General features: G+C 34.4%; 32 protein-coding genes. 11 read left to right on the forward strand and 21 right to left on the reverse strand.

Annotation, left to right across the window (positions count from 1 at the left end):
• The first annotated feature begins 33 nt into the window (after positions 1 to 33).
• Both AC0OM3_RS17680 and AC0OM3_RS17685 read left to right on the forward strand, forming a co-directional pair.
• On the forward strand, positions 34 to 207 hold the full coding sequence (locus AC0OM3_RS17680; protein ID WP_000343558.1) for a hypothetical protein: 174 nt from the start codon (positions 34 to 36) through the stop codon (positions 205 to 207).
• 18 nt (positions 208 to 225) lie between these two features.
• Complete coding sequence (locus AC0OM3_RS17685) at positions 226 to 375, forward strand: hypothetical protein (RefSeq protein ID WP_000743735.1); 150 nt, start codon at positions 226 to 228, stop codon at positions 373 to 375.
• An 81-nt stretch (positions 376 to 456) separates the two neighbouring features.
• On the opposite strand, the gene AC0OM3_RS17690 is transcribed toward AC0OM3_RS17685, so the two are convergent.
• Positions 457 to 975: a biotin transporter BioY gene (locus tag AC0OM3_RS17690; RefSeq protein WP_089149032.1), complete on the reverse strand. Its 519-nt coding sequence runs from the start codon at positions 973 to 975 to the stop codon at positions 457 to 459.
• Between the two features lie 83 nt (positions 976 to 1,058).
• Here AC0OM3_RS17690 and AC0OM3_RS17695 point away from each other — a divergent pair, with 83 nt between their 5' ends.
• On the forward strand, positions 1,059 to 1,961 hold the full coding sequence (locus AC0OM3_RS17695; protein WP_000378987.1) for an aminoglycoside phosphotransferase family protein: 903 nt from the start codon (positions 1,059 to 1,061) through the stop codon (positions 1,959 to 1,961).
• A 2-nt stretch (positions 1,962 to 1,963) separates the two neighbouring features.
• On the opposite strand, the gene AC0OM3_RS17700 is transcribed toward AC0OM3_RS17695, so the two are convergent.
• The 5 genes from AC0OM3_RS17700 to amaA all read right to left on the reverse strand — a co-directional run bounded on the left by AC0OM3_RS17700 (position 1,964) and on the right by amaA (position 5,117).
• The gene (locus AC0OM3_RS17700) at positions 1,964 to 2,125 is read right to left on the reverse strand and encodes a hypothetical protein (RefSeq protein ID WP_000651086.1); all 162 of its coding nucleotides are present in this window, start codon (positions 2,123 to 2,125) and stop codon (positions 1,964 to 1,966) included.
• Between the two features lie 184 nt (positions 2,126 to 2,309).
• Complete coding sequence (locus AC0OM3_RS17705) at positions 2,310 to 3,083, reverse strand: hypothetical protein (RefSeq protein ID WP_474212522.1); 774 nt, start codon at positions 3,081 to 3,083, stop codon at positions 2,310 to 2,312.
• Positions 3,084 to 3,107: 24 nt separating this feature from the next.
• The gene (locus AC0OM3_RS17710; RefSeq protein WP_000041153.1) at positions 3,108 to 3,554 is read right to left on the reverse strand and encodes a flavodoxin; all 447 of its coding nucleotides are present in this window, start codon (positions 3,552 to 3,554) and stop codon (positions 3,108 to 3,110) included.
• A complete protein-coding gene (locus tag AC0OM3_RS17715) occupies positions 3,547 to 3,783 on the reverse strand; it encodes a hypothetical protein (protein WP_474212607.1) in 237 nt (78 codons plus the stop codon). Before AC0OM3_RS17715 ends, AC0OM3_RS17710 begins: the two co-directional genes overlap by 8 nt.
• A 164-nt stretch (positions 3,784 to 3,947) precedes the next feature.
• The gene (gene amaA, locus AC0OM3_RS17720; protein ID WP_001082782.1) at positions 3,948 to 5,117 is read right to left on the reverse strand and encodes an N-acyl-aliphatic-L-amino acid amidohydrolase; all 1,170 of its coding nucleotides are present in this window, start codon (positions 5,115 to 5,117) and stop codon (positions 3,948 to 3,950) included.
• A 337-nt stretch (positions 5,118 to 5,454) separates the two neighbouring features.
• Here amaA and AC0OM3_RS17725 point away from each other — a divergent pair, with 337 nt between their 5' ends.
• The 5 genes from AC0OM3_RS17725 (at position 5,455) to dltD (ending at position 9,779) form a co-directional block, all read left to right on the forward strand.
• Complete coding sequence (locus tag AC0OM3_RS17725; protein WP_000440293.1) at positions 5,455 to 5,601, forward strand: teichoic acid D-Ala incorporation-associated protein DltX; 147 nt, start codon at positions 5,455 to 5,457, stop codon at positions 5,599 to 5,601.
• A gap of 12 nt (positions 5,602 to 5,613) precedes the next feature.
• A complete protein-coding gene (gene dltA, locus AC0OM3_RS17730; RefSeq protein WP_000770505.1) occupies positions 5,614 to 7,128 on the forward strand; it encodes a D-alanine--poly(phosphoribitol) ligase subunit DltA in 1,515 nt (504 codons plus the stop codon).
• Positions 7,125 to 8,300: a D-alanyl-lipoteichoic acid biosynthesis protein DltB gene (gene dltB / locus AC0OM3_RS17735; protein WP_000127930.1), complete on the forward strand. Its 1,176-nt coding sequence runs from the start codon at positions 7,125 to 7,127 to the stop codon at positions 8,298 to 8,300. The genes dltA and dltB overlap by 4 nt, the downstream gene beginning before the upstream one ends.
• 67 nt (positions 8,301 to 8,367) lie before the next feature.
• A complete protein-coding gene (gene dltC / locus AC0OM3_RS17740) occupies positions 8,368 to 8,607 on the forward strand; it encodes a D-alanine--poly(phosphoribitol) ligase subunit DltC (protein ID WP_000807310.1) in 240 nt (79 codons plus the stop codon).
• A complete protein-coding gene (gene dltD, locus AC0OM3_RS17745; protein WP_001030268.1) occupies positions 8,604 to 9,779 on the forward strand; it encodes a D-alanyl-lipoteichoic acid biosynthesis protein DltD in 1,176 nt (391 codons plus the stop codon). The genes dltC and dltD overlap by 4 nt, the downstream gene beginning before the upstream one ends.
• 21 nt (positions 9,780 to 9,800) lie before the next feature.
• Here dltD and AC0OM3_RS17750 read toward each other — a convergent pair whose 3' ends face one another.
• Positions 9,801 to 10,889: an NAD(P)H-dependent flavin oxidoreductase gene (locus AC0OM3_RS17750; protein WP_000495284.1), complete on the reverse strand. Its 1,089-nt coding sequence runs from the start codon at positions 10,887 to 10,889 to the stop codon at positions 9,801 to 9,803.
• 115 nt (positions 10,890 to 11,004) lie between these two features.
• Here AC0OM3_RS17750 and AC0OM3_RS17755 point away from each other — a divergent pair, with 115 nt between their 5' ends.
• Entirely contained in the window at positions 11,005 to 11,925 is a 921-nt protein-coding gene (locus tag AC0OM3_RS17755; protein ID WP_000640069.1) for a S66 peptidase family protein, read from the forward strand.
• Positions 11,926 to 11,952: 27 nt separating this feature from the next.
• Here AC0OM3_RS17755 and AC0OM3_RS17760 read toward each other — a convergent pair whose 3' ends face one another.
• The 3 genes from AC0OM3_RS17760 to AC0OM3_RS17770 form a co-directional block, all read right to left on the reverse strand.
• Positions 11,953 to 12,351: an SseB family protein gene (locus AC0OM3_RS17760; protein ID WP_474212526.1), complete on the reverse strand. Its 399-nt coding sequence runs from the start codon at positions 12,349 to 12,351 to the stop codon at positions 11,953 to 11,955.
• A gap of 86 nt (positions 12,352 to 12,437) precedes the next feature.
• Complete coding sequence (locus tag AC0OM3_RS17765; protein WP_474212528.1) at positions 12,438 to 12,992, reverse strand: cysteine hydrolase family protein; 555 nt, start codon at positions 12,990 to 12,992, stop codon at positions 12,438 to 12,440.
• A 9-nt stretch (positions 12,993 to 13,001) separates the two neighbouring features.
• Positions 13,002 to 13,412, reverse strand: coding sequence for a carboxymuconolactone decarboxylase family protein (locus tag AC0OM3_RS17770; RefSeq protein ID WP_000439757.1), 411 nt, complete (start codon positions 13,410 to 13,412; stop codon positions 13,002 to 13,004).
• 126 nt (positions 13,413 to 13,538) lie between these two features.
• Between AC0OM3_RS17770 and AC0OM3_RS17775 the strand changes: the two genes are divergently transcribed.
• Positions 13,539 to 13,991, forward strand: a complete 453-nt coding sequence (locus AC0OM3_RS17775) for an Lrp/AsnC family transcriptional regulator (protein ID WP_001175505.1) — start codon at positions 13,539 to 13,541, stop codon at positions 13,989 to 13,991.
• Positions 13,992 to 14,091: 100 nt separating this feature from the next.
• The gene (locus tag AC0OM3_RS17780; RefSeq protein ID WP_000707107.1) at positions 14,092 to 14,274 is read left to right on the forward strand and encodes a DUF3913 family protein; all 183 of its coding nucleotides are present in this window, start codon (positions 14,092 to 14,094) and stop codon (positions 14,272 to 14,274) included.
• 29 nt (positions 14,275 to 14,303) lie between these two features.
• Here AC0OM3_RS17780 and AC0OM3_RS17785 read toward each other — a convergent pair whose 3' ends face one another.
• The 11 genes from AC0OM3_RS17785 to AC0OM3_RS17835 all read right to left on the reverse strand — a co-directional run bounded on the left by AC0OM3_RS17785 (position 14,304) and on the right by AC0OM3_RS17835 (position 23,897).
• On the reverse strand, positions 14,304 to 15,317 hold the full coding sequence (locus tag AC0OM3_RS17785; protein ID WP_000558820.1) for a CPBP family intramembrane glutamic endopeptidase: 1,014 nt from the start codon (positions 15,315 to 15,317) through the stop codon (positions 14,304 to 14,306).
• Positions 15,318 to 15,564: 247 nt separating this feature from the next.
• The gene (locus AC0OM3_RS17790) at positions 15,565 to 16,341 is read right to left on the reverse strand and encodes an ABC transporter permease (RefSeq protein WP_000475437.1); all 777 of its coding nucleotides are present in this window, start codon (positions 16,339 to 16,341) and stop codon (positions 15,565 to 15,567) included.
• Positions 16,341 to 17,243, reverse strand: a complete 903-nt coding sequence (locus tag AC0OM3_RS17795; protein WP_000528786.1) for an ABC transporter ATP-binding protein — start codon at positions 17,241 to 17,243, stop codon at positions 16,341 to 16,343. Before AC0OM3_RS17795 ends, AC0OM3_RS17790 begins: the two co-directional genes overlap by 1 nt.
• 14 nt (positions 17,244 to 17,257) lie before the next feature.
• The gene (locus AC0OM3_RS17800) at positions 17,258 to 18,040 is read right to left on the reverse strand and encodes an ABC transporter permease (protein ID WP_474212533.1); all 783 of its coding nucleotides are present in this window, start codon (positions 18,038 to 18,040) and stop codon (positions 17,258 to 17,260) included.
• Positions 18,037 to 18,735 (reverse strand): ABC transporter ATP-binding protein, encoded by a 699-nt coding sequence (locus AC0OM3_RS17805; protein ID WP_000163898.1) that lies wholly within the window; start codon positions 18,733 to 18,735, stop codon positions 18,037 to 18,039. The genes AC0OM3_RS17800 and AC0OM3_RS17805 overlap by 4 nt, the downstream gene beginning before the upstream one ends.
• Positions 18,732 to 19,112 (reverse strand): GntR family transcriptional regulator, encoded by a 381-nt coding sequence (locus tag AC0OM3_RS17810; protein WP_000687512.1) that lies wholly within the window; start codon positions 19,110 to 19,112, stop codon positions 18,732 to 18,734. The genes AC0OM3_RS17805 and AC0OM3_RS17810 overlap by 4 nt, the downstream gene beginning before the upstream one ends.
• Positions 19,113 to 19,326: 214 nt before the next feature.
• Positions 19,327 to 20,295: a class 1b ribonucleoside-diphosphate reductase subunit beta gene (gene nrdF, locus AC0OM3_RS17815; RefSeq protein WP_001203025.1), complete on the reverse strand. Its 969-nt coding sequence runs from the start codon at positions 20,293 to 20,295 to the stop codon at positions 19,327 to 19,329.
• Positions 20,296 to 20,376: 81 nt separating this feature from the next.
• Positions 20,377 to 22,461, reverse strand: coding sequence for a class 1b ribonucleoside-diphosphate reductase subunit alpha (nrdE, locus tag AC0OM3_RS17820; protein WP_001215839.1), 2,085 nt, complete (start codon positions 22,459 to 22,461; stop codon positions 20,377 to 20,379).
• A complete protein-coding gene (gene nrdI, locus AC0OM3_RS17825; RefSeq protein ID WP_000959447.1) occupies positions 22,448 to 22,807 on the reverse strand; it encodes a class Ib ribonucleoside-diphosphate reductase assembly flavoprotein NrdI in 360 nt (119 codons plus the stop codon). Before nrdI ends, nrdE begins: the two co-directional genes overlap by 14 nt.
• Before the next feature lie 478 nt (positions 22,808 to 23,285).
• Entirely contained in the window at positions 23,286 to 23,603 is a 318-nt protein-coding gene (locus tag AC0OM3_RS17830) for a hypothetical protein (protein WP_000502202.1), read from the reverse strand.
• Positions 23,604 to 23,702: 99 nt separating this feature from the next.
• Complete coding sequence (locus AC0OM3_RS17835; protein ID WP_000356683.1) at positions 23,703 to 23,897, reverse strand: hypothetical protein; 195 nt, start codon at positions 23,895 to 23,897, stop codon at positions 23,703 to 23,705.
• Positions 23,898 to 24,100: the final 203 nt, after the last annotated feature.

Raw genomic sequence — 24,100 nt, forward strand, 5'->3', positions numbered from 1 at the left:
GTATACGATAATGAAAAAGAAAGGTGGATACATATGGACGAAAAAGAAAAAAAGCAATCATTCGATGAAGAATTTGCCCCTGAAATTTCACCTGGGTATCGGCAAGATGTACATAAGCCACCTAAATATAAAAACACTTCGTTTTTAATGGGCATTACCATTTTCGCTGCTGTATTACTCATACTTATCATTTTCGTTTATTTTTGATGAAAGGTGGCTTATTATATGAAGAAACAAGATTCCAATCGTTCAAAAAGAACTGTTAAAGCACAAAAAGAATATGCAGGAGATTCTGTTCATACCCTTAAACAAGTCGAGCAAGGAAATTTATATATTGCTCAAAAAGAACTTGGTCAACAAAATGAAAATCTTTAAAGGCCCTTGATTCCTTGAGGGCTTTTTTATTCCGCATTAAGTAGTACATCTCCAAATGTTCTATTCAGCAATGAATTTCCTTTATTGTATGCGCTGCTTTTGTTCTAGCACCATAAATATATTATTAACCTTTACAATTTTCACTTCATAATTCAATTTCATTTCGCTTCTCTTACCATTTTCAGTACCCACAACATACGCTACAGCTTGATAGAGAAAACTCTCATCTGTCTCTTCACGTATCTCCTCGTTTGTAAATTTATACTCTAAATCTTGAAAACGATTTGGATCATAATTTCCCATTAATTGTTCATACCCTCTATTTAAAAATATTTCTTCACCTTTTCGTTTTACATCTTCTTTATTAGTAAACTCAAATACTGATAGTTGCTCGGTCACAAAATACTCTCCTACCTTTTGCATTTCATTATGAGTTAAATTTTCTATACTTTTGTTCTTTAACTCCTTATTTAATTCGTACTGATCAATCGGTTTAAAGGTAGCAAAAACCTCCTCTTTATATGACCAAAACAATACAAAAGCGATACATAGAGAAATGATTAACAGTCTTTTTTTCGTAATACTCCCGCCCTTCTTCATAATGATAGCTATATTTTAACATATAGAAAGAAAATTCTGATATCATAAAGTAGAATAACTTAACTCAGAAACGAGGAACAATTATGGACTCTTACAAACATTATATAAAAGAAGCTTTGCCTAATCTTTCTATACATTCATATAAACAAAATGAAGAAGGATGGGATAATGTAGCAGTTATAGTAAATGATGAGCTACTGTTTCGTTTCCCGCGAAAACAGGAATATGCAATGCGAATTCCACTAGAAAAAGAACTATGCACAATTCTCACTCAATCACTACAAGAAATCGAAGTTCCACAATATCAGCTAATTTATAAAAATGAATCTGATGAGGTTCCTCTTTGTAGTTACTATACTCTCATTCATGGTGAACCATTAAAAACAGAAACCGTTGCCAAACTGGAGGATACGGAGCTTCAAGCAATTATTACACAATTAGCTACTTTCCTTGCGGTACTACATAGTATTCCTTCACACCAAGTTACAACGCTATGTTTCTCTATTGAAAAAACATGTACCTACTGGAAAGAGCTACAAACAAAATTAAACCAATATCTCACTACTAACCTTACTTCATTACAGAAACTAGCCTTAAATCGCTTATTTGAAAATTTCTTTGCATGTTTAGATACGTCCACTTTTCAAAACACAATCATTCACGCTGATTTTACACATCATCACATTTTATTTAACAAGCAGAACAAAAGCATTTCAGGTGTTATCGATTTTGGTGATGCGCAAATTGGCGATCCTGCTTTTGATTTCGCAGGACTATATTATGATTTCGGACATGAATTTACTACATCTGTATATGAACAGTACAGTACACTTATTTCTCATCATGACCCATTACTCATTCATCGCATTACTATCTTTTATCAATACAGTCCTTTACTACATAATATTATTTATAACTTTGAGTCAGAGAATGAACTCGAATTCATTACAGGTACAGAACAGCTAAAAACGATATTACAGGGATGAGATTACATTCTCTCCCTATATACTCTCTCCTCATACATCATTAACTTTTTATCCATTTCAACAATAACTTTATACAATTGAAATGCCTGTAAAATTTGCAGTTGAATTTCAAAAGGAGCATTTTGTTCTTTTAACCATTGAAATACTTTTGTTTCATCTTTCATTGATTATTCCTCCCTTTATCCCGCTATTTGTGGGTAGCCCGATTAGTGAGGACTGATAATCAGTGGGTGATGGACACCCCCCCACTGATTAAAGTTTCACTTTATTAAAGTCTGCTACAAATATACCGTAAATGATGAAAAGCTTTTCATGTCAATAACAAAAAAGGATGCAAAGTTGCATCCTTTAATGAACTATATTTTTCTTCTGTTTCGCTTCTTTCTTTACTTCTTCGCCTTGACATTCACTACGAAACGCACAACTTATACACTCAGAACGAAAATGACGCTCTGTATAATGCTCCGGTTGTTGCAACATTTCTTTCATTCTAGATAAATCAGCCATTCCAGATATAATATCTTCCTGTTTCGGAATGTACTCATACTTAGTTCCTTCTATTAAATTAATAACTTCAATTTTTCCTGGAAGAACGCCGAAAGCTTTATAACTGAATACTGTCATTAGCTTCTGACAAAGAGCAAGCATTTCCTCATCTGCATCGACAACATACTTTTTAATTACAAACGACTCAGCACTCCACTCACCAACTTCAAATGTCAATGACATGTGGACACCTAACTCTTCCATATATGTTTGAAACTTCTCGTATAAAAACAATGGTGGTGTCTGACTATCATCCTTTTCAACAAACTGTAATAAGTGATCCGTTAGCTTCGCTAATACAATATAGTAATCCGTCTTCGAAGCAAACATAGTAATCCTTACTTTTTTCCAATACTTTTCTATTAATATTAAAAGTACAATTTTCGTTTGTTGACCCGCAGGTAGCGTGTAATACTCGTTAATAATTTGATTGACAATCATTTGTGCTATTTGTTGCCATTCAAATGAAGAAGGTTCTCTTCTTTTTATATGACGAAAATAAAATTTATGCGGACAACGCATAAATTCATACAAATGATAATCTGTCATCGTTTTGATTGAGATTTTCTCATGCACTTGCTCTTCATCTCCCTTCTGCCATTAAGAAAGGTGTTTTACAAATTCAGCTCCAAACTGTAAACATTTTTCTACATCTTCATCTTCTGGCGTTAATTCTACTTTTAGTCCTTCTAACACAACTGCTGCCCCGCGCTCTTGTAGCTTTTCTATTAAAATGTCAACTGCCACTCCGTATTTCGGATAAGCCGAATCACACGATCCGAATACTGCTGCTTTTTTCCCAGTTAAATCAATAGAATCCATTGCATCATAAAAATCTAAGAAATCATCAGGAAGATCACCATCTCCCCAAGTGTATGCACCTAAAATAATTCCATCATACTGTTCTAATATAGAAGCTTCTGGTGAATCCATAATATCAATAACTTCAATTTCATTTTCTGTTTCACGAATTACGCCGGCAATATGGTCAGCCATTTCCTCTGTATTTCCACTCATACTTGCAAAAATCATTACTAACTTACTCAACTGAACCTCTCCCTTTACTTTGTATCTCTTTTTCTGTTTGAATGCTCTTCTTCTCATCTACATATTCAGACCAAATTACATTTCTTTGCCATTCCATATGCTGATCAACATCTTTATTTTTATCTTTTAATCCCCTCCGCAGAAGGTGAAAATTTTTTCTCATTAACATGTCGCATCCATCCCATTGATAATAATTATCAATTTCAACTACATTTAGATTAATTGACATTGATTATCAATGTCAACAACTATTTTTAAAAAAATGATTAAAATGTACAAGCTTGTCCGTTAGCTATTCATATACTATGAATGAGCATAGTTCTTTCTCAGCCCTCTCTGACGGAAAGAAATAAAAGCAACTGCAATAGAGTGCAGTTGCCTTTTTTTGTTTTTCTATGATTTTAGTAATCTTATAGTCGTCTCTAAAAATAGCTCCACTCCACAAATTAATGCTGATTCATCCACGTCAAATTTCGGATGATGATGTGGATAACAAGTATATATATTTTCATTACCTGTTCCTAATTTAATGAAACAACCGGGTGCTTTTCTTAAATATGCTGAAAAATCTTCCCCACCCATAGAAGGTTCAAGCTTCACAACACGCTCATTCCCAAACAAATGTAGTGCACTTTCTTCTACTATTTTCGTAATATATTCATCATTAATAACCGGATCATATCCATATCGATACGTATATGTATACGATCCTCCATGTGCTTCTGTAATTCCTTTCACAATTTTCTCGATTTTCCCTTCTGCTTCCCCCCTCAATGCTTGATTAAATGAACGAACGGTTCCCATTAAAGTTGCTGTACTAGGAATAATATTGTCAGCCGTTCCCCCATGAAATTGTGTAACTGAAATAACCCTTTGCATAAAAGCACTCGTATTTCTTGATACGATATGTTGTAAATTTGTAATAATCTGTGCTCCGATAGCAATAGGGTCTATCGTTTCTTCTGGCCGCGCCGCATGTCCTCCTTTGCCTTGAATTTCAACTGTAAATACGTCTGGTGCCGCCATCATCGGCCCATACGCAATTCCTATCTTTCCGCTTTCTAATCCAGACATAACATGTAAACCTATTACATAATCAACACCGTCCATTACACCTGCCTCAACCATTTCTTGTCCCCCACCGGGATACACCTCTTCTGCGTGCTGAAAGAATAGACGAATCTCACCTGCAAAATCTTCCTTTATATTTGATAGCACCTCTGCTGTGCTTAATAAAATAGCTGCGTGAGCATCGTGCCCACATGCATGCATCATTCCTTTATTCACAGATGTATAAGATTTACTTGTCTCCTCTTGAATTGGCAAAGCATCTATATCAGCTCGAATCGCAATTACTTTCCCTTGCTTCACACCTCTTTTAATTGCTAGTACACTATACTTCGTCGGTCTCGTTACTTCAAAAGAAGAAAATGAGCATAATGTATCATATATAAATTGCGAAGTTTCTTTTTCATGAAATGATAATTCCGGATACTTATGGAAGTGCCTTCTCCATTTCACGATATTTTCTTCCGAAATTAGATTCTTCCACACTCTATTCATGATAATTTCCTCCTTTTCAAAATAACTAGAAATTTAAAAGTTTACTCCATCTTGAATGATTAATAAAAACAAATACTGTATTTTTACGTATTCTTATAGTCCACTTTTATGTATTCACAAAATCTCCTTTCTATTTACATGTCAAACCCATTACAAATTCATGCTGAATGTAATATAATTGCTAAGTTAGGGATTTTCTTTTTTAGTATTTAGTGCTAATATCAAAAAAGAGCCTTTTGACTTATTTTTACCTAAAATGTGGGATTTTGTTTTTTTCACAATAATGTAGGACATGATACCTACAAAGAGCTATTATTTCATTAAGAGAGGGAAAGACATGGAAAGATTAAAAGAGATATGGTCTCGACCACTCACACAATGGGTTGCAAAGACGGTTTATTATCTTGCAATTTTATTTGCATTACTTTGGTTGTATGGATTCCATGATACAAACACAAGTACATTTATTTACAATGAATTCTAGGGTGGGAACGTTATGAAGTTATTAGAACAAATTGAAAAGTGGGCTGCAGAAACGCCTGATCAAACCGCTTTTGTTTGGCGAGATGCGAAAATTACGTACAAACAATTAAAGGAAGATTCTGATGCGTTAGCACATTGGATTTCTTCTGAGTATCCAGACGATCGTTCACCAATTATGGTGTATGGCCATATGCAACCTGAAATGATTATTAACTTTTTAGGATGTGTAAAAGCTGGACATGCTTACATTCCTGTAGATTTATCTATCCCAGCTGATCGTGTACAACGTATTGCTGAAAATTCTGGTGCGAAATTACTTTTATCGGCAACAGCAGTAACTGTAACTGATTTACCAGTTCGCATCGTAAGTGAAGACAACTTAAAAGATATTTTCTTTACTCATAAAGGGAACACTCCAAATCCTGAACATGCGGTAAAAGGTGATGAGAACTTCTACATTATTTACACATCAGGAAGCACAGGTAATCCGAAAGGGGTTCAGATTACTTATAACTGCCTTGTTAGCTTTACAAAATGGGCTGTAGAAGATTTCAACTTACAAACAGGGCAGGTATTCTTAAATCAAGCACCTTTCTCATTCGATTTATCTGTAATGGATATTTACCCATCATTAGTAACAGGTGGTACACTTTGGGCAATCGATAAAGATATGATTGCGCGTCCAAAAGACTTGTTTGCTTCTTTAGAGCAATCGGATATTCAAGTATGGACTTCCACACCTTCTTTCGCTGAAATGTGTTTAATGGAAGCATCTTTCTCTGAGAGTATGCTACCGAACATGAAAACATTCTTATTCTGCGGTGAAGTGTTACCAAATGAAGTGGCTAGAAAATTAATTGAGCGTTTCCCAAAAGCAACAATTATGAATACTTACGGTCCAACAGAAGCTACTGTCGCTGTAACAGGTATTCACGTTACAGAAGAAGTGCTTGATCAATACAAATCACTTCCAGTTGGCTACTGTAAATCAGACTGCCGCCTTCTTATTATGAAAGAAGATGGAACGATTGCACCTGATGGTGAAAAAGGTGAAATCGTAATTGTCGGTCCAAGCGTAAGCGTTGGATATTTAGGAAGCCCTGAATTAACAGAAAAAGCATTTACTATGATTGACGGTGAGCGCGCCTATAAAACAGGCGATGCTGGCTATGTTGAAAATGGTCTTCTATTCTATAATGGTCGTCTTGATTTCCAAATTAAGCTGCATGGTTATCGAATGGAATTAGAAGAAATTGAGCATCACCTTCGTGCGTGTTCTTACGTAGAAGGTGCAGTTATCGTTCCAATTAAAAAAGGTGAAAAATACGATTATTTATTAGCGGTTGTTGTTCCTGGAGAACATTCATTTGAAAAAGAATTCAAATTAACATCTGCAATCAAAAAAGAACTCAATGAGCGATTACCAAACTACATGATTCCACGTAAATTCATGTATCAATCTTCTATTCCAATGACACCAAATGGAAAGGTAGATCGCAAAAAATTATTGAGTGAGGTTACAGCATGACCGCATATGGATCATTTTATTTTTTCGCTATAGTGGGCATTTTATTAATACCTACTATCATAGCTGGATTAAAAGGTAAAATGTTGCGTAAATATAATGCAGTATTAACATTAGTCATGATTGCTATTATCTTCTCAGATAAACCGAAGCAAGCGATTATGTTAGCCGCATTTATTATTTGGCAATATGCCCTAATTAAAGGCTATTTACTTTTAAGAAAACAAAATAATAGTACATTCACATTTTGCATAGCTGTTATTTTATCGATTTTGCCTCTTATTTTGGCAAAAATCGCACCGTTTGCATCGTTTTTACCTGAGTTAAAACTTGTTGTTTTTCTAGGTATATCTTACGTAACATTCAGAGCAGTTCAGATGGTATTTGAAGTTCGTGATGGTTTAATTAAAGAGCTTTCTTTCTTTAACTTCTGGGAATTCGTTTTATTCTTCCCTGCGATTTCAACAGGACCTATCGATCGTTACCGAAGATTCCAAAAAGATATTCAAAAGCCACCTAGCGCTGAAGAATATCAAAATTTACTATATACAGGACTAAATCGTATTTTCCAAGGTTTCTTGTATAAATTTATTATTGCTTACTTAATAAAGCAATATTGTATGGACCCAGCATTCGCTCAACACGATACAATATTTTCAAATATGATTTACATGTATAGCTATAGCTTATATCTATTCTTTGATTTTGCTGGTTATAGCTCTTTTGTAATTGGTGTAAGTTATATGATGGGAATTAAAACGCCAGAAAACTTCAATAAGCCATTCCTTAGTCGTAATATTAAAGACTTCTGGAACCGCTGGCACATGAGTTTATCATTCTGGTTCCGTGATTTTATTTACATGCGTTTCGTCTTTTTTGCAACGAAGAAAAAGTTAATTAAGAACCGTTACACAATTTCGTATATCGGTGCATTTTTAAACTTCTTCATTATGGGAATTTGGCATATCCAAGGAAGCGCTGTTGCGCAGTATATTATTTATGGTCTATACCATGCCGCACTGTTTATTTTATTCGATATTTTCGAACGAAAAAACAAAAAGCATAAGTTTTGGCCAAACAATAAATTTACACGCATCCTTGCGATTGTAATTACGTTCCACGTTGTATGTTTCGGTTTCCTAATCTTCTCTGGACACCTTAACAGATACTTTTAATGCACCCTTCTTATTCCATTAAGAAGTTGCACATATAATAATTTCGGATATAAAGGAGATTTTAAAAATGGCAGAATTCAAAGAGCAAGTCTTAGATATTTTAGAAGAAGTATGTGAAAACGATATTGTGAAAGAAAACTTAGATGTTCAATTATTTGAAGAAGGTATCCTTGATTCTTTCGCTGTAGTATCTTTATTAGTTGAATTCCAAGAGCGTTTAGATATTGAAGTTTCTATTTCTGATTTTGACCGTGACGAGTGGGCTACACCAAACATGGTTATTAAAAAGTTGGAAGAAATCCGATGAACAAAGCAAAATTTGGTCCGATGCTTTTAGCATTGGCCCTTTTTGCTGTATTCTTACTTATTCCAACGCGCTTCCTACTTCCACTTTTAAGTGATGAAAAAGTAGAACAAGCTGCTACTTCTTTAAAAGAAGAAAAAATTCAAAGTATGATTTTACAGCAAAAGATGTTAGCAGATCCAAAATATCTTCCGATGTACGGTTCATCGGAATTCGCACGTATGGATGCTTTCCATCCATCTAATTATTTTAAAGTAAAGCCTGAAGGATTTACGCCATTCCTTCTTGGACGCGGCGGAACACAAGACCTTGTACATGTGTTAAACTTCGCATCTACAATGGATCAATTGAAAGATAAGAAAATGGTATTCGTTCTTTCTCCGCAATGGTTTGTACCACAAGGTATTGACGAAACGCACTTTGCACCTAACTTTTCAAAACAACAAGGTTACCACTTCATTTTCAACAATGATTTAAAACCTGAAATGAAAAAACAAATTGCAAAGCGTTTATTAAACTTTGAGATTGTAAAAAAAGAAACTTTATTAAAAATTTCGCTTGAAGGTATCGCTTATGATGATACGAAGTATAAAGTAAAAGCACTTGCTGCTAAACCTTTCGCTTATATTTACCGTAACATTTTAGATCGTAAAGATTTATTTACAGCTATGTTTAATATTAAACCGCACAAAGAGAAGCTTGACCCTTCATTAAAACAAATGAACTGGGAAGAGGCTCGTAAACATGCAGATCAAACAGGTGCAGCAGAATCTGGATCTAATGAATATGGTATCGAAGATGGTTACTTCAATAGCAAAATTAAGAAAAAATTAAAACAACGTGAAGGTTACTTAAAAAATGATGCTTATGACCAATCGCCAGAATATGAAGATTTACAAATTGTACTTGATTTATTAAAACAATCTGGTGCAAAACCACTCTTCATTTCTGTTCCTGTCAAAGGTCCTTGGTACGACTACGCTGGCTTCCCAAAAGAACGCCGCGAAGCATACTATAAGAAAGTTCATGAGCAAATTGAAAAAGCTGGGTATCCAATTGCCGACTTCTCAAATCATGAATACGATAAATACTTCTTAAAAGATCATATGCACTTAGGTTGGAAAGGCTGGGTTTACATCGACGAAGCCATCCAACAGTTTTATAAAGCAAACTAATGAAAAGACCGCTTGAATTACTCAAGTGGTCTTTTTGTATATATTTTGTAATTGTTCGATTGCATTCTCTGCTTCTTTCATAACTCGCTCCACTACATGCTGAGCTGATTCGATTCGAGCTAATGATGCTGCCTGTCCTGCCCAAAGCGACATATATCCTTCCTTATTTTGCTTCGCTGCCTCTTTGCGTATTTTAGAAGTTAATACGTTTTGCACTGGATACATGGGAAGCCCTTCTTCTTTTCCTTCATGTCTCTCTATAAATTCATTCCGAATACCGCGTGCATATTTCCCGGAAAACGCACGAGTTACAGTTGTGCTCGTATCTGTACTATGTAAAACCGCTTCTTTATACACATCGTGCGTAATACTCTCTTCACTTGTTAAAAAGGCTGATCCCATTTGAACACCTTCTGCTCCTAGTGCCAATGCCGCAACAAGCCCTTGTCCGTTCATTACACCACCTGCTGCGACAATTGGGGTATGCGGAACAGCCCCTACTAACTGAGGTATTAACGCAAACGTACCAATCATAGCATCTCGTTCTTTCCCAATAAACGTTCCTCTATGCCCTCCTGCTTCGCTACCTTGCCCAATAATAATATCTACTCCTAGCTCAGCAAGTACTTTCGCTTCCTTCACATGGGTAGCTGTTCCGATGACTTTTATTCCACTTCTTTTTAAATCATTTATTTCTTCTTTTTCTAACGTTTGAAATGCAAAGCTAACGACCGGTACTTTTTCATCTAATAGCACTTGTAATTGTTCCTTATAGCTTTTTGGAAGCTTTAACGTTCCTTCTACTTCTATACCTAATTCTCTATTCACTCCGCTTAGTAATACTTTCGCCTCATTTACCTTCTCTTCTTCTATTTGTATCTCTTTCGTTACAAGTAAATTAACACCGAAAGGCTTATCTGTTAGTTCTCTTATTCTATAAATCGCTTCACGAATTTGTTCTGGGCTCATATAGCCCGCTCCAAGCGTCCCTAATCCTCCGCTATTACTTACTGCTGCAACAAGTTCTGGCGTCGTAATCGCGCCTGCCATACCGGCTTGAACAACGGGATACTCAATTTTTAATATGTCTGTTACTCGACTTGTAAACATCATTTTCCCTCCTATTTCCCTTATATCTTCTTTATTTGATAAGCTTTCCCCTGCTTTTGCAAGGGTTGAACTTCATATGAAGCGAATATATTGAAAGAGAAGGAGGCTGAGCTTAATGATTTATCCAAATGCATTAAAACAAGGTGATACAGTAATGATCATTGCACCATCTGGTCCACCTACAATCGAAAATGTATTAAAAGGTGTGAATGTATTACAAGAGATGGGGTTATCCGTAATAATCGGGAAGAGCGTTTACGAGAAATATGGATTTTTAGCCGGAAGTGATCAAGTTCGGCTTGACGATATACATGAAGCATTTACAAATAATGAAGTGAAGGCCGTTTTCTGTGCACGAGGTGGTTACGGAAGTGCTCGTCTCCTCCCTCACATTCAATATGAAATCATTCGGCAAAACCCTAAAATCTTTTGGGGATATAGCGATATTACAGCTTTACATACTGCTGTTTCACGTTATGCAAAGCTTATAACATTTCATGGTCCGATGATTGAAGAACTAGGAAAAGGTATTGATTCCCTATCTTTATCCTCTTTCAATCAGCTATTCCATCCGTATTCAACCATTTTATCTGCATCAGAATGTATCGTACCTAGCTCTCACAGTACAGTTACAGGTACGTTAGTTGGAGGAAATTTAGCTGTGTTAACAAGTATAATTGGCTCGCCCTACGAGATAAATACGGACAATACACTTTTATTACTTGAAGACATTGGTGAAGAACCGTACCGCATTGACCGTATGTTAAATCAGCTACTTTTATCTGGAAAGTTTAATGAATGCAGGGGCGTTATTTTTACAAGTTGTCACGACTGCACTCCTTCAAAGCCATCTCAATCATTGCAAGCAATATTATATGAATATTTCGCACCATATCATATACCGGTCCTATTCGGTTTACCAATTGGACATATAAGTCCAAACATTGGGATTCCTCTTGGAGCTACAGCTACAATAAGTACACATAATAAAACACTCTCTATTGCTTCCGGCGTAGCCACCCCGTGTTCAAATTAAAAAGGAAAAGCGATTACGCTTTTCCTTTTATTTATAATAGTTAAAAATTCGTCCAGATGCGATATCTGCAATTTCTTCTGGAATAAATGTTTTACTTATATCAGTGCCAACATTTAATACAGCTGTAGCATCTTTCTCAATGCTACCAAATAACTCTTTCCCACGTATCTTAATAAGGGGCGTTCCTTCTGGCAACACATCTTTTACAAATTCCATTTGTGTAAAGAACGGAACGATCCATCTACCTTCTCCTTGGAAATAACGCAAACGAAGTATTCCTTCTGTTGCCCCGTCCTCTGCTTCTAGTGAACCAGCAACATAAAACTCAGTAGATAAGAGCAATTCATAAAATTCCTTTTGCTTCTGTTTATCATCACCTGCTACAACAAGTACCTCTTCTAATTTCTTTACTGAAATTTGCTCCATATGATGCCACCCCTATTTTCAAAATGATTGTACTTAGATTATACGAAATATTCTTATTTTTTTCTACATAATTCGCAATTATTTTCTTAAAATAATTTTAATACTTCTTTTGTCGTCACAATCGTAGCAAACTCTTCATGTAAATTTACAAGTGTCATATTGTAAATATCTTCTGCACTATACTCCTTACCATCTAAACCTTTACGGTTAAAAGTAGCCGTTGCATCACTCACTAAATACGTTGTAAATCCTAAATTCCCTGCCATTCGTGTCGTAGTTTCCACGCAATGATTTGTCGTTAATCCTACAACCACTACTGCATTACATTTGTTCTTTCTTAATTGCTCTTCTAAATTTGTCCCAATGAACGCGCTGTTAACGAATTTCTGAATAACCACTTCACCAAGTAGTGGTTGCACTTCTTCTTTAAAGTTTACCGTTTCCGCTCTCTCATAAAACATTGACTGAGCATTTTCTTTATTTACATGTTGAATATGAAAAACTGGTCGTTTCCTTTTTCTCCATTCTTCTAATAAAATTCTCATGTTTTCTTCAGCAAAAATATTATTTCTCTCGCCCCAATCTGGTAATTGAAACGCCTTTTGTACATCGATTATGATAAGTGCTATTTGATTTGTCATCATTTCCCCTTAATTTGGCTGTAATTGAAATAGAAAACCAAGTTGTTGTGACGCAGTAATAAAGCAAACATAGGCGCAAAGCTCTACAATTTCTTTTTCTGTCCAATATTGTTTTAATACGTGAAACATAGTATCATCTATTGCTTTTCGGTCATGAACAAATGTATGCGCAAAAGTAACGGCTACGCCAATCTCCTCTGCCTTTTGCACATCATCAGGTCTTCCCTTTGCCATACAGTACGGACATTCATTCCCATACGCTAATGTTCTTCTCACTTGCTCCTTCAACTCTGCTGAAAGAGTTCCTTTATTGTACAGTGTATCTTCTAACGTACTCCACGAATGTAATATATCCGAATTATGCCCTAATAACTTTTGAAACTTTGTATCTCCTACATTTGATAATGAAATTCTCTCCATCATTTCCCCTCCTATTTCCTTCTGTTTTATTGTAAAATAAATAACGTTCACTTTACATTTCATATGAATCTTAATTTATATTTTTCCTTTACAAAAATCATTATTTTACTGGAGGTATATTTACAAATGCAATTAGACCGTGTTGATCGAAAAATTTTAAATGAATTATATAATGATAGTCGCCTTTCGATGCGTGAATTGGCGAAACGAGTAAACTTATCTGCTCCGTCTACTTCAGAACGTGTTCGTAAGCTCGAAAGCGAAGGTGTTATTCAAAAATACACAATCGATATTGATTATAAAAAGGCTGGACTCGTTTTAGATTGTATTTTAGAAATTACTTTAAAAAATGGTGATACAACACGTATGCAACAATTTATTCAGTCTTATCCATCTGCAAGTTTTTGTTACCGAGTAACAGGAAGCTTATGCTACATTGTAAAAATTTCTGTTCCTTCACTCGTTGAACTTGAAGAATTTATCAATGATGTTTCTTCATATGCAACGACCGTTTCTCATATCGTATTATCAGAAGTATCTCTTACTCCTGATATTGAACATATCTTCCCAGAAGATTAATTTATTTTTATTCATAAAATATAAAAAAACCCCTTACAATAAGAATAAAAATAATATATTATGTATTAAAATACATAAAGTTCGAGAAAGGGGCTTTACATTGAAAATCTGGTTTTATGAAAAAACGGCACAATTAGATGACTTGCTTGGTATTTGGGACAATGTTCCAACCATCCCGCGAATTGGTGAAAAAGTGGAGATTTTAAAGACGGTCCGCACTGTTACAGATATTAAATATGTAAAGAACGGTAATAATTTTCGAGTGGAAATTATTACAAATTAAAAAGTAGCTCCTTAGGAGCTACTTTTTAATTATCTACTATGTGCTTTCTTTATAACGATTTTATCTTCTTCTACAGATACTGTTACATAATCATTTTCTTCTAACCTAAGCTTATTTACAGCCTCATCTGGTAACTCTATGGCCATCAATCTATCGGTTACGATCACTTGACTATACACTTCATTCTCTTGTGATGCATTCACTACTTTTTGCTCATTTATAAAACGTACTGGTGGCACGCCAACTTCTTTTACTGTACGCCATTGTTTCCCAATATAAGGAATTAACCAAAGTAATCCGACAAGCGTAAGACCGATACCAATCCATAAATTACTTTGCGCTTGTAATTCAGTAATTGAGATTGTACCACTTTCTTCTCCACTGAAAAATTGTATACTTGTTGCAATCAAATTATTTAGAGCGTGCACAGCTATATTCGTCCATATATTTTTTGTCTTTATGTATAAAAGACACATAACCATACCAAACATGAACGCACCAATAACATCAAAATGTCCTAGGCCAAAAATAATTGAAGATATAATTACAGCTTTTTTAATTCCCCATTTATAAGCCATTCGCTGTAAGAAAAATCCCCTAAAAATAACCTCTTCCATAATAGGTGCTAACACACATGCTGAAATGAAAGTAAATATCGTCATATATACGTTACTCGTATTAATAACATTTCCGTCTTCTAGCATAGTAACTAAGAAATTCGGTAACGTATGTGCTAATATGTAAAATTGAATCTGAGATATGCCAACTGAAAAAATCATCCCCATTATCGTTGCTAATACAATTAATCCCCAAGGTAAACGTCCTGGCTTATCAAAAAAACTGTTGAATACAACATTATTTTTATTTGTTTTTACGTATAGCCAAAGTAACGGAAATACAAAAAATACAGTTATTTGTGAAATAACCTCCATCGTATTCTCAGAAACATTTGCTAGACCTAATGGGATCATTATAAGGAGCACCCCTATAATCATCCATCCAAAAAAGCTACGTAGCCTTATACGTGAAAATGCATAGTGCATATAAAACACCCCCAAAGATAGTAAAAATACAATAAAACTTTAATCAGTACTTTATAGGCAATCCTTTCCCTATAAATAGCAGGATAACTAAATTATAATATGAATATAGTTGAAACTCTTCCTATTTTTCTCAAATCATTTCAAACAGCATATCTCTTAAAATACCATATCGCTGTTCTTCAAGTTTCAATCTAAGTGAATTTTATGTAATAAAAATCCCCGTTTTTACAAGCGGGGATTTCTTTTATTATAATACGTCACGTTTTTGGAATAATGCACTTGATGCTACAAGTAATACAACAAAGTATGCAGCTATAAGTAATAATGAAGTTGTAAATGTAAATTCTGTAAATGTAGGTTCTACTCCCCCACTAATTAATTTATTGCTGTCGTAAGCTCTTAAATCCAAATGGCTGAATACTACAAACTTCGCTACACCTTTTGCAAACATCATTAATACCATGTTAATTGTACCTTGTAAGAATAATAGAAACATCGTAATAATTATTGGTAATACAGACTTTCTAAACACATTTGCTAAGAAAAATGCAAGTGTTGCAAAGAAAAATGGTGATAGCAGCTGATATAATATTGTTTTTAAAACAATTCCTAACGTTAATTCAGTTTTACTACCGTCCATTACAATTACACCAATAATCAAAGCAATTAACGTACTAGCAAATACGATAAATAACATCGTTAATAATACTGTAATATATTTAGAAAATAAAATTGTCATTCGTTTTCTTGGACGAATTAATAATTGCTTAATCGTTCCTTTTTGGAATTCATCTGTAATTGTACGAGAAGCTATTGTAATTCCAAAGATCGTTGTGAATATCATAATTAAGCCGATATTTGAACTCGCAAAATCTAAGTAAGATCCACTTAAGCTACCAGCGTCGCCCCATTTCGCCAATACTACTGTTCCTAAAATCTCCAATAAAGCAATTACACCTATTAAAATATACATACCTTTTTTCGCATGCAACTTTAAAAATTCATTTTGAATTAATTTAAACATTACGCTTTCACTCCCCCAGTAATCGCTAAGAACTCATCCTCTAACGTTTTATTTTGAACAGTAACTCCGTATACAAGCACATCAGCATGAACAAGTTTTTTTACAAGTTGCGGAATGTTGTCTTTTGTTACAGATGCTACAATTACATTCCCTTTTGCTTTGCCTTTAATGATTTCATTCGCTTTCTGAACTTCATCTACTTCAAACGCTACAACGACTGCCTCATCATGTTTCACTTTTTCATGTAAGTTGTACTCTTGAACAAACTCACCTTGTTTAATAATAACGACGCGATCACACATTAATTCAATTTCACTCAATAAGTGACTTGATACGATTACAGCAATATTCTCTTCTTTCGCTAAACGTTGTAAATAATCACGAATTTGGCGAATACCAGCTGGATCTAATCCATTTGTCGGCTCATCTAAAATTAAGATTTTCGGCTGATGAAGTAATGCTTGTGCAATTCCTAAACGTTGTTTCATACCAAGTGAATATGTTTTCACCTTTTTATGAATCGCATGCTCTAATTCAACAAGCTTTATAATCTCAGCAATGCGCTCTTTACTAATTGGTGTAATGGCCATGTTCGCAAAATGCTTTAAGTTTTGCATTCCTGTCATATAATCATATAGTTCAGGATTTTCTACAATCGCTCCAATTTGCTCTAGCGCCTTTTCACGCTCCGAGCGAATACTATGTCCACAAATTGTAATATCGCCCTCTGTCATTGAAATAAGACCTGTCATCATACGGATCGTCGTCGTCTTACCGCTACCGTTCGGCCCAAGGAATCCGTATACTTCTCCTTCACGAACCTCAAATGATAAACCACGAATAATTTCCGTTCCACCAATCTTTTTTCGAACATTCTCTAACTTTACTACTACGTTTCCCAATGCTGATTCCTCCTTTAGACTTCTAGTTTTTTATCGATAATATAAGCAATTACATATATTATTAGAGCACTAACCATTACCATGAAACTTATATTAAAAATGTTAAATCCATTTTCTTGAAACATATTAATAAACAGACTCTTGCTTTCACTATGATATTCTACTCTTCGTAATACTTGGAAAGCTGGAGCTAATTTTCCTAGCAAGGTTGTCGCTAAAGTAATCGCTATATTTATTACTAGAAAAATAATAACAATTAGTATATTTTGCGCCTTTTTCTTTTTCGTAAGTGACTTAACTAGAGTAATTACTAATATAATTTGTAACACACTAAACAAAAACTCAAATAAATCACTTATCATATATATTAAATTATTAATTATGCCTACTTGCATAATCTCTTTTGCCTCTACATATACAGAAGTCGTAGGAAAAGCTAATACATAACTTACGTAGAAAAGAATTCCACATATCCCATACCATATAGCCATTGCAATAAATGAGAAAATAAGCATAGAAATTACATATTGTTTCCCAGATATTGCTGTAAGTCGTAACATTGGATTAGTCAGTAAGCGTGAATATGATTTCATTGTTTGTATAAACATATAAACAATATAAAAGAAAAATATAATCATAATGATTCCAAATATGCCCTCTTGTCTACTGACAGCCGCATCACTTTTTCTTACAATCATTTGTGAAAATAACACAGCTTCAATTAGCACAAAGAGTAAAAAAGTAACAATATATCTTTTCTTATTTACATTCCATAAATAGGAAAGTACTGACTTCACTTACTAAACACCTCCTTAAAAAATTCATGAACTGCTTTTCCTCTCTGAAAACGAATTTCTTCTACATTTTCATATAGAACCATTTCTCCATCTTTTAAAAAGATCACTTCATCAAAAATATTTTCAATTTCATTTATTAAGTGAGTGGAAATTAATATCGTACAATCTTCCCTATAGAACTGTAGAATTAGATCCAATACATGTTCTCTAGAAAGAGGATCAATCCCGCCCAATGGCTCATCCAGTACATATAGCTTCGCTTCTCGAGAAAACGTTAAAATAATCTGCAGCTTCTCAACCATACCTTTTGACAATGCTGTAATTTTTTCTTCTAACGGTATTTTAAATTCTGCAATCGTATCTACTGCTTTTTGAATATCGAAGTCTTTATAAAAATCTCGGTAAAAAAATAAAGCATCTTTTACAGTCATCCAATCATCAAAGACTGGCTTATCGGACATAAATGAAACGATTTCTTTCGACTGTAACCCTACCTTTTTACCATCTATTGTAATCCTACCTTCAGAAGGATATTGCAAGCCTGCAATCATTTTCAATAACGTCGTTTTCCCGCTCCCGTTATCTCCAACAAGCCCAACGATTTTCCCTTCCGTAATCTCTATGTTTAATTCACGGATCACTGCTTTTAATCCATATCTCTTCCATAAGTTTTCTATTTTTAATAGCTTTGTCATTGGCTCTCCTCCCTCTTATCATGTAATGAAGAACGAAGAATTGTAAGAATTTCTTCTTCTGAAAAACCTAAATTGTCCATTCCATCTATAAAAGAATGAAGTAATTCTTTCGCCATCTCTTTTCGCAGCTCCATAATTTTCTCCCCTTCATTCGTTACATACCGTCCCATTCCTCTACGTGTTACAACAACTCCATCCCGTTCTAGCTCTTGAAATGTACGCTGAATCGTATTTGGATTCACTTGTAATTCACTCGCTAATTCACGGACAGAGGGAATTTTATCACCAGGCAATAAATGTCCTGTTACGATCTCTTTTTTTATGTATTCCATTACCTGAATGTAAATTGGTGTATTTGGAGAAAACTCTATTTTCATTTCTTCCCTCCTTTCGTATCGGTGTACTAGTTAAATAATACACCGATACAAAAGGTTTGTAAATACCCATTTAATTACAAAAAAGTTCTATCCGTTAAACGAATAGAACTTCCCAATATAAATCGCTATACAAAATAATAGTGTTATGTAAACAAAATTATAAAGAAAAACTGTCTTATCAATGAATAAGACAGTTTTTCTTTATAATCCTATATTAAAAGTTAAACACGAAGTCATCGTCAGCTAACTTTTCAACGTTCGTTGCTTTTACGTAACCATTTCCTTTTACAGAGAAGAAATCATGGTTTTTCGTATCTGTACGTAAACCATTTAAAACGATTGGGTTAATTTCTTCTTCTTCAAACTTCGGCTCAAGTCCTAAGTTCATAAGCCCTTTATTTGCATTGTAACGAACGAAACGATTTACATCTTCTACAAGACCGATAGAAGTGTAAATTTCTTCTGTATAGGCCATTTCAATTTCATATAGTTCCATTAATAACTCTTGTGTTTCTTTTTGCACTTCTTGTTGCTCTTCTGCAGAAAGTTCTGCGAAGATTTGTTGTGCTAAAATACCGACGAATACGCCGTGAATTGACTCATCACGAATTATCAAGTTGATAATCTCACCACTTGCTGTTAGTTTTCCTTGACCAGCTAAGTAAAGTGGATAGAAGAATCCGCTATAGAATAAGTAACTTTCTAAGAACACACTTGCTACCATTGCCATGTATAACTCTTTTTTTGTTACTTCAGGCTTTAATAAACGACGATAGTAACCAGTAATAATACCAGCTTTTTTCTCAAGTAACGGATGATTGTCTACCCAGTCAAAAATATCATCAATCTCTTCTTCTGTAGCTAACGTTGTGAAAATGTGACTATAACTTTTCGCATGTACTTCTTCCATAGCTCCCATGAAAGCTAATACACTTTTCGCTTGTAAATTTTCAAGATGAACAAGTACAAGTGGCATTCCTTCGCCACCTTGTTTCGTATCTAAAAGTGTTAAACCACCTAATACACGCTTATAAGCAATTTGCTCTTCTTTCGATAATTGCACCCAAGTATTTTTGTCAGACGAAACCGCAATTTCTTCTTCTGTCCAAAACTGAGCGATGTTTTGCTTCCAAAACATTAAACTAAAATCATCTTCTTTTTTGTTCCAGTTTACCGCACGCATTAAATCGCCCCTTCTCTAAATATGATAACTAAGCATGAGCAGGGTTCAGAAAACCCTGCTCATCATGTCTCACTTTTTATATTAAACGGTACAAGCCACACACTCTTCCACGCTTAATTTACGTGTTCTCGTATAATACAGACTCTTTAAGCCTTTTTTATGTGCATAGATGTAGTAACGTGCTAATTCACGTGTTGAAATATCACTATTAACGTAAAGAATTGTACTAATTCCTTGGTCAATATGTTCTTGAATTTCTGCGATTAAATCAATTAATTTAAACTGATTCATATCGTAAGAAGATTTATAGTACCAGAACGTATCTTTTGATAAATACGGCATTGGATAATATGTTGTCGCGTTCGCATATGTTCTTGATTCGATTTGACTTACGATCGGCATTACGCTTGAAGTTGCATTTTGAACGTAACTGATTGATTGTGTTGGAGCAATGGCAAGACGATATGAGTTGTATAAACCATTCTTTTGCACTTGCTCTTTTAAACTTGTCCAATCTTCTTTTGTTGGAATATGAATTCCTTCAAATAGTTGCTGAACTTTTTCAGTTACTGGGCTGTAATCTGTCGTTTCATACTTTTCAAAGTATGTGCCATTCGCATAATCAGATTTATCGAAGTCTTTAAATGTCTCGCCTTTTTCTGTAGCGATTTCCATACTTTTCTCAATAGAATAGTAATTTAACATCATAAAGAATGTACGAGCGAATTCTTTCGCTTCTGCACTTTCATAAGCGATTTTATTTTTTGCTAAATATCCGTGTAAGTTCATTGCTCCAAGTCCAACTGAATGAAGCTCGTCATTCGCTTTTTTCACAGTTGGTGCATTCGGAATAATCGTCATATCAGAAACAGCTGTTAAAGCTTCCATTCCCGCATGAACTGCTTCACGAATTTCTTTATTTTCCATTACGTTTACGATATTTAACGATCCTAAGTTACAGTTAATATCACGACGGATAATGTCATCTGTACCGTAATCATTTATTTCTGAAGTTTCTTGAAGCTGGAAGATTTCTGTACATAAGTTCGACATCTTCACAGTTCCAATATCCTTCAATGGATGTTGATTATTTGCATTTGATTTAAACATTAAGTATGGGTAACCAGACTCAAGCTGAATCATGGCGATTTTAATAAGCATATCACGTGCACTAATATCTAGTGGCTTCTTCTTCACTTTCGGATTGCTCATTAATTCATCGTACATTTCATCAATGTCAATATCATCTAAATGCTTGCCATATTCTTTATAAACCGTATAAGGCGCGAAAACGTGGAAAGGTTCGTTTTTCTCAGCAAGCTCAAAGAACTTACTTGGAACGATAATTCCGATTGATAGAGACTGAATACGGCTCTTCTCATCGGCATTTATTTTTTTTGTATCAAGGAATTCAATAATATCCCAATGGAAAATGTTTAAATATACTGCACCGGCACCTTTTCGTTGGCCAAGCTGATTCGCATATGAAAACGAATCTTCAAGCAATTTCATAACAGGTACTACACCACTTGCAGCGTTGTCGATACCTTTAATTTGCTCACCACGTGCGCGTAGCTTAGATAAGTTTAAAGCTACTCCCCCGCCGATTTTTGATAATTGCATCGCAGTATTAATGTTAAAGCCGATTGAATTTAAGCTATCGTCCATCTCTAACAAGAAACAAGACACCATTTCTCCTCTTCTGCTTCTTCCCGCATTTAAAAAGGTTGGTGTCGCTGGTTGGTAGTTTTGTTTTACAATCATGCTTGCGAATTGTCTTGCTTTCGAAACATCACCGCGTCCTAAGTATAATGAAACAATTGCTACACGATCTTCATAGCTTTCTAAGTATTGTTTTTGATCATTCGTTTTTAACGCATAATCTTTGTAGAACTTAGATGCTGCCATATAAGATTGGAACTCGAAGTTTTCACCATAAGCGATGTTATATACTTCCTCTACTTCCTCCAAGCTATACTCGTCCAGAACGTTGTAATAGTAATCATGTTCTTTCATATACTCCATTCGCTCTGCCACGCTATTAAAAGGAACGGTATTCTCTCTAGCTTCTTCCATAAAGACTTCTAATGCCTCTTTATCTTTATGAAGCTGATAAAAACCGTCCTGCATTTGCGTGATTTCATTATTCAGTTCAATGTGTCGCAATCTCCCGCACCCTTTCCTTAAAATATTCTACATCGTTATTTGTTCCAGATAACTCAAATTTTGATACAATAGGCACTTCATATTTAGTAGAAATCTTGTCAGCACTTGCACCGAACATGTCTCCCCAGTTACGATTGCCGCTTGCAGATACGCCTTTTAATTTTTCATTATTGCGCTCTAAAAAGTCTAAAACACGTTCTGGTACATTGCCAAAACCTGTTGTATACGTAATAAGAATAAAGTCTTCATCTATTACTAGATCTTCATCAATTTGAACGGCCGGCATATTTAATTTGTGAATGAAACGCTTCACGTTTCCTGTCATAGAATCATATGCAACTAACATTTCCGACCCTCCCTCTCAAATCTATATTCTCTATATGTTGTTCTTGATTTCTCTATATATTGTATTACGTTTCAAAATAAGACACAAGATATATGTATAAATTCTTTCTTTTTTTAACTTTTACTTTTCGACATGATAGCCGTTTTTTTTCAATACAATGACTATGAAACAACATTCTAAAACTCATGTCAATAAAGTGCTTTTCAAAAAAGTTGTCAACGAATTTAACCTTATTTTTAAAAAAGTTAACAATATATTTTGTCATAAAACGGTAGATGCTGAAGAAATATATTTCTCCAGCATCACGCAAAAAAGAACAGATATGAAACTATAATCTGCTCTAAAAAAAAGATTACATTTATCAAATTTACCTTATTAAATATATTATACATATACTTTCGTTTCTCGTTACATACTAAAAGATAACTATTATAGAAAAAGATTATTATTATGGAACTTCAATTTATTTATGAAAAGTTTATTCAGATTGCTCAATGCGCAAAATATCTTTTACAAATATATGATGCGGATTTTCATCTTTATCAATCATTGTACATACAGGAGCCTCTTCATCAAAGTATACAATCATTCCTTCTACGTACTGATATGTATGTTGAACTTGTACAGTTACTTTAATTTCTACTGCTTCTTCATATGCTCTTTTTATTTTCTGAAGCATTTTTGCTGAACATTTTCTTTTCTCTGGATACATAACCATTCCCATAAATCGATTGCCGGCTCTATCTTTCCACATATAATCCCAATGTGGTAAAATGCCTTGTTTAAAATCGCCCATAATTCCCCTCTCCTTTATCTTTTATTTATCCCGCATTAAACGTCCGATTGGTGAAGGCTACTAATCAGTGAGAGATGCCCTGCTGATCAAAATTCCTCTTTATGAACGTGGCGTTTCTGAATATGTATAAATCACTTGCCCGCCTCGCTGTGCGTTACCAATGAAATGTTTAAAGTCTTCTCGATTTACTAAAACTTCTCTGAACGTATAAAATACATCTTTCGTAACAACATACTCCTTTATTTCACCATTTTTCAGCTGATCCAAAATTGTATTTGCTAATTCTTTATCCATGTATTTCACCTCTATGCAATATTTTATTTTATCTTATATTCTATAGGTCAACAACTGTAAAATTATCCAGATGCTATACCTTCATTTCATTTTCATTATTTTTCAAAAGATATCTCTTTAGTATATGTCCACTAAATATCATATACTAACATAGCTACTTCTCTATATCAAACATTTCGACATTCAATTATGCAAAGTTTCAC

Source organism: Bacillus sp. FAU20 (assembly GCF_056033865.1).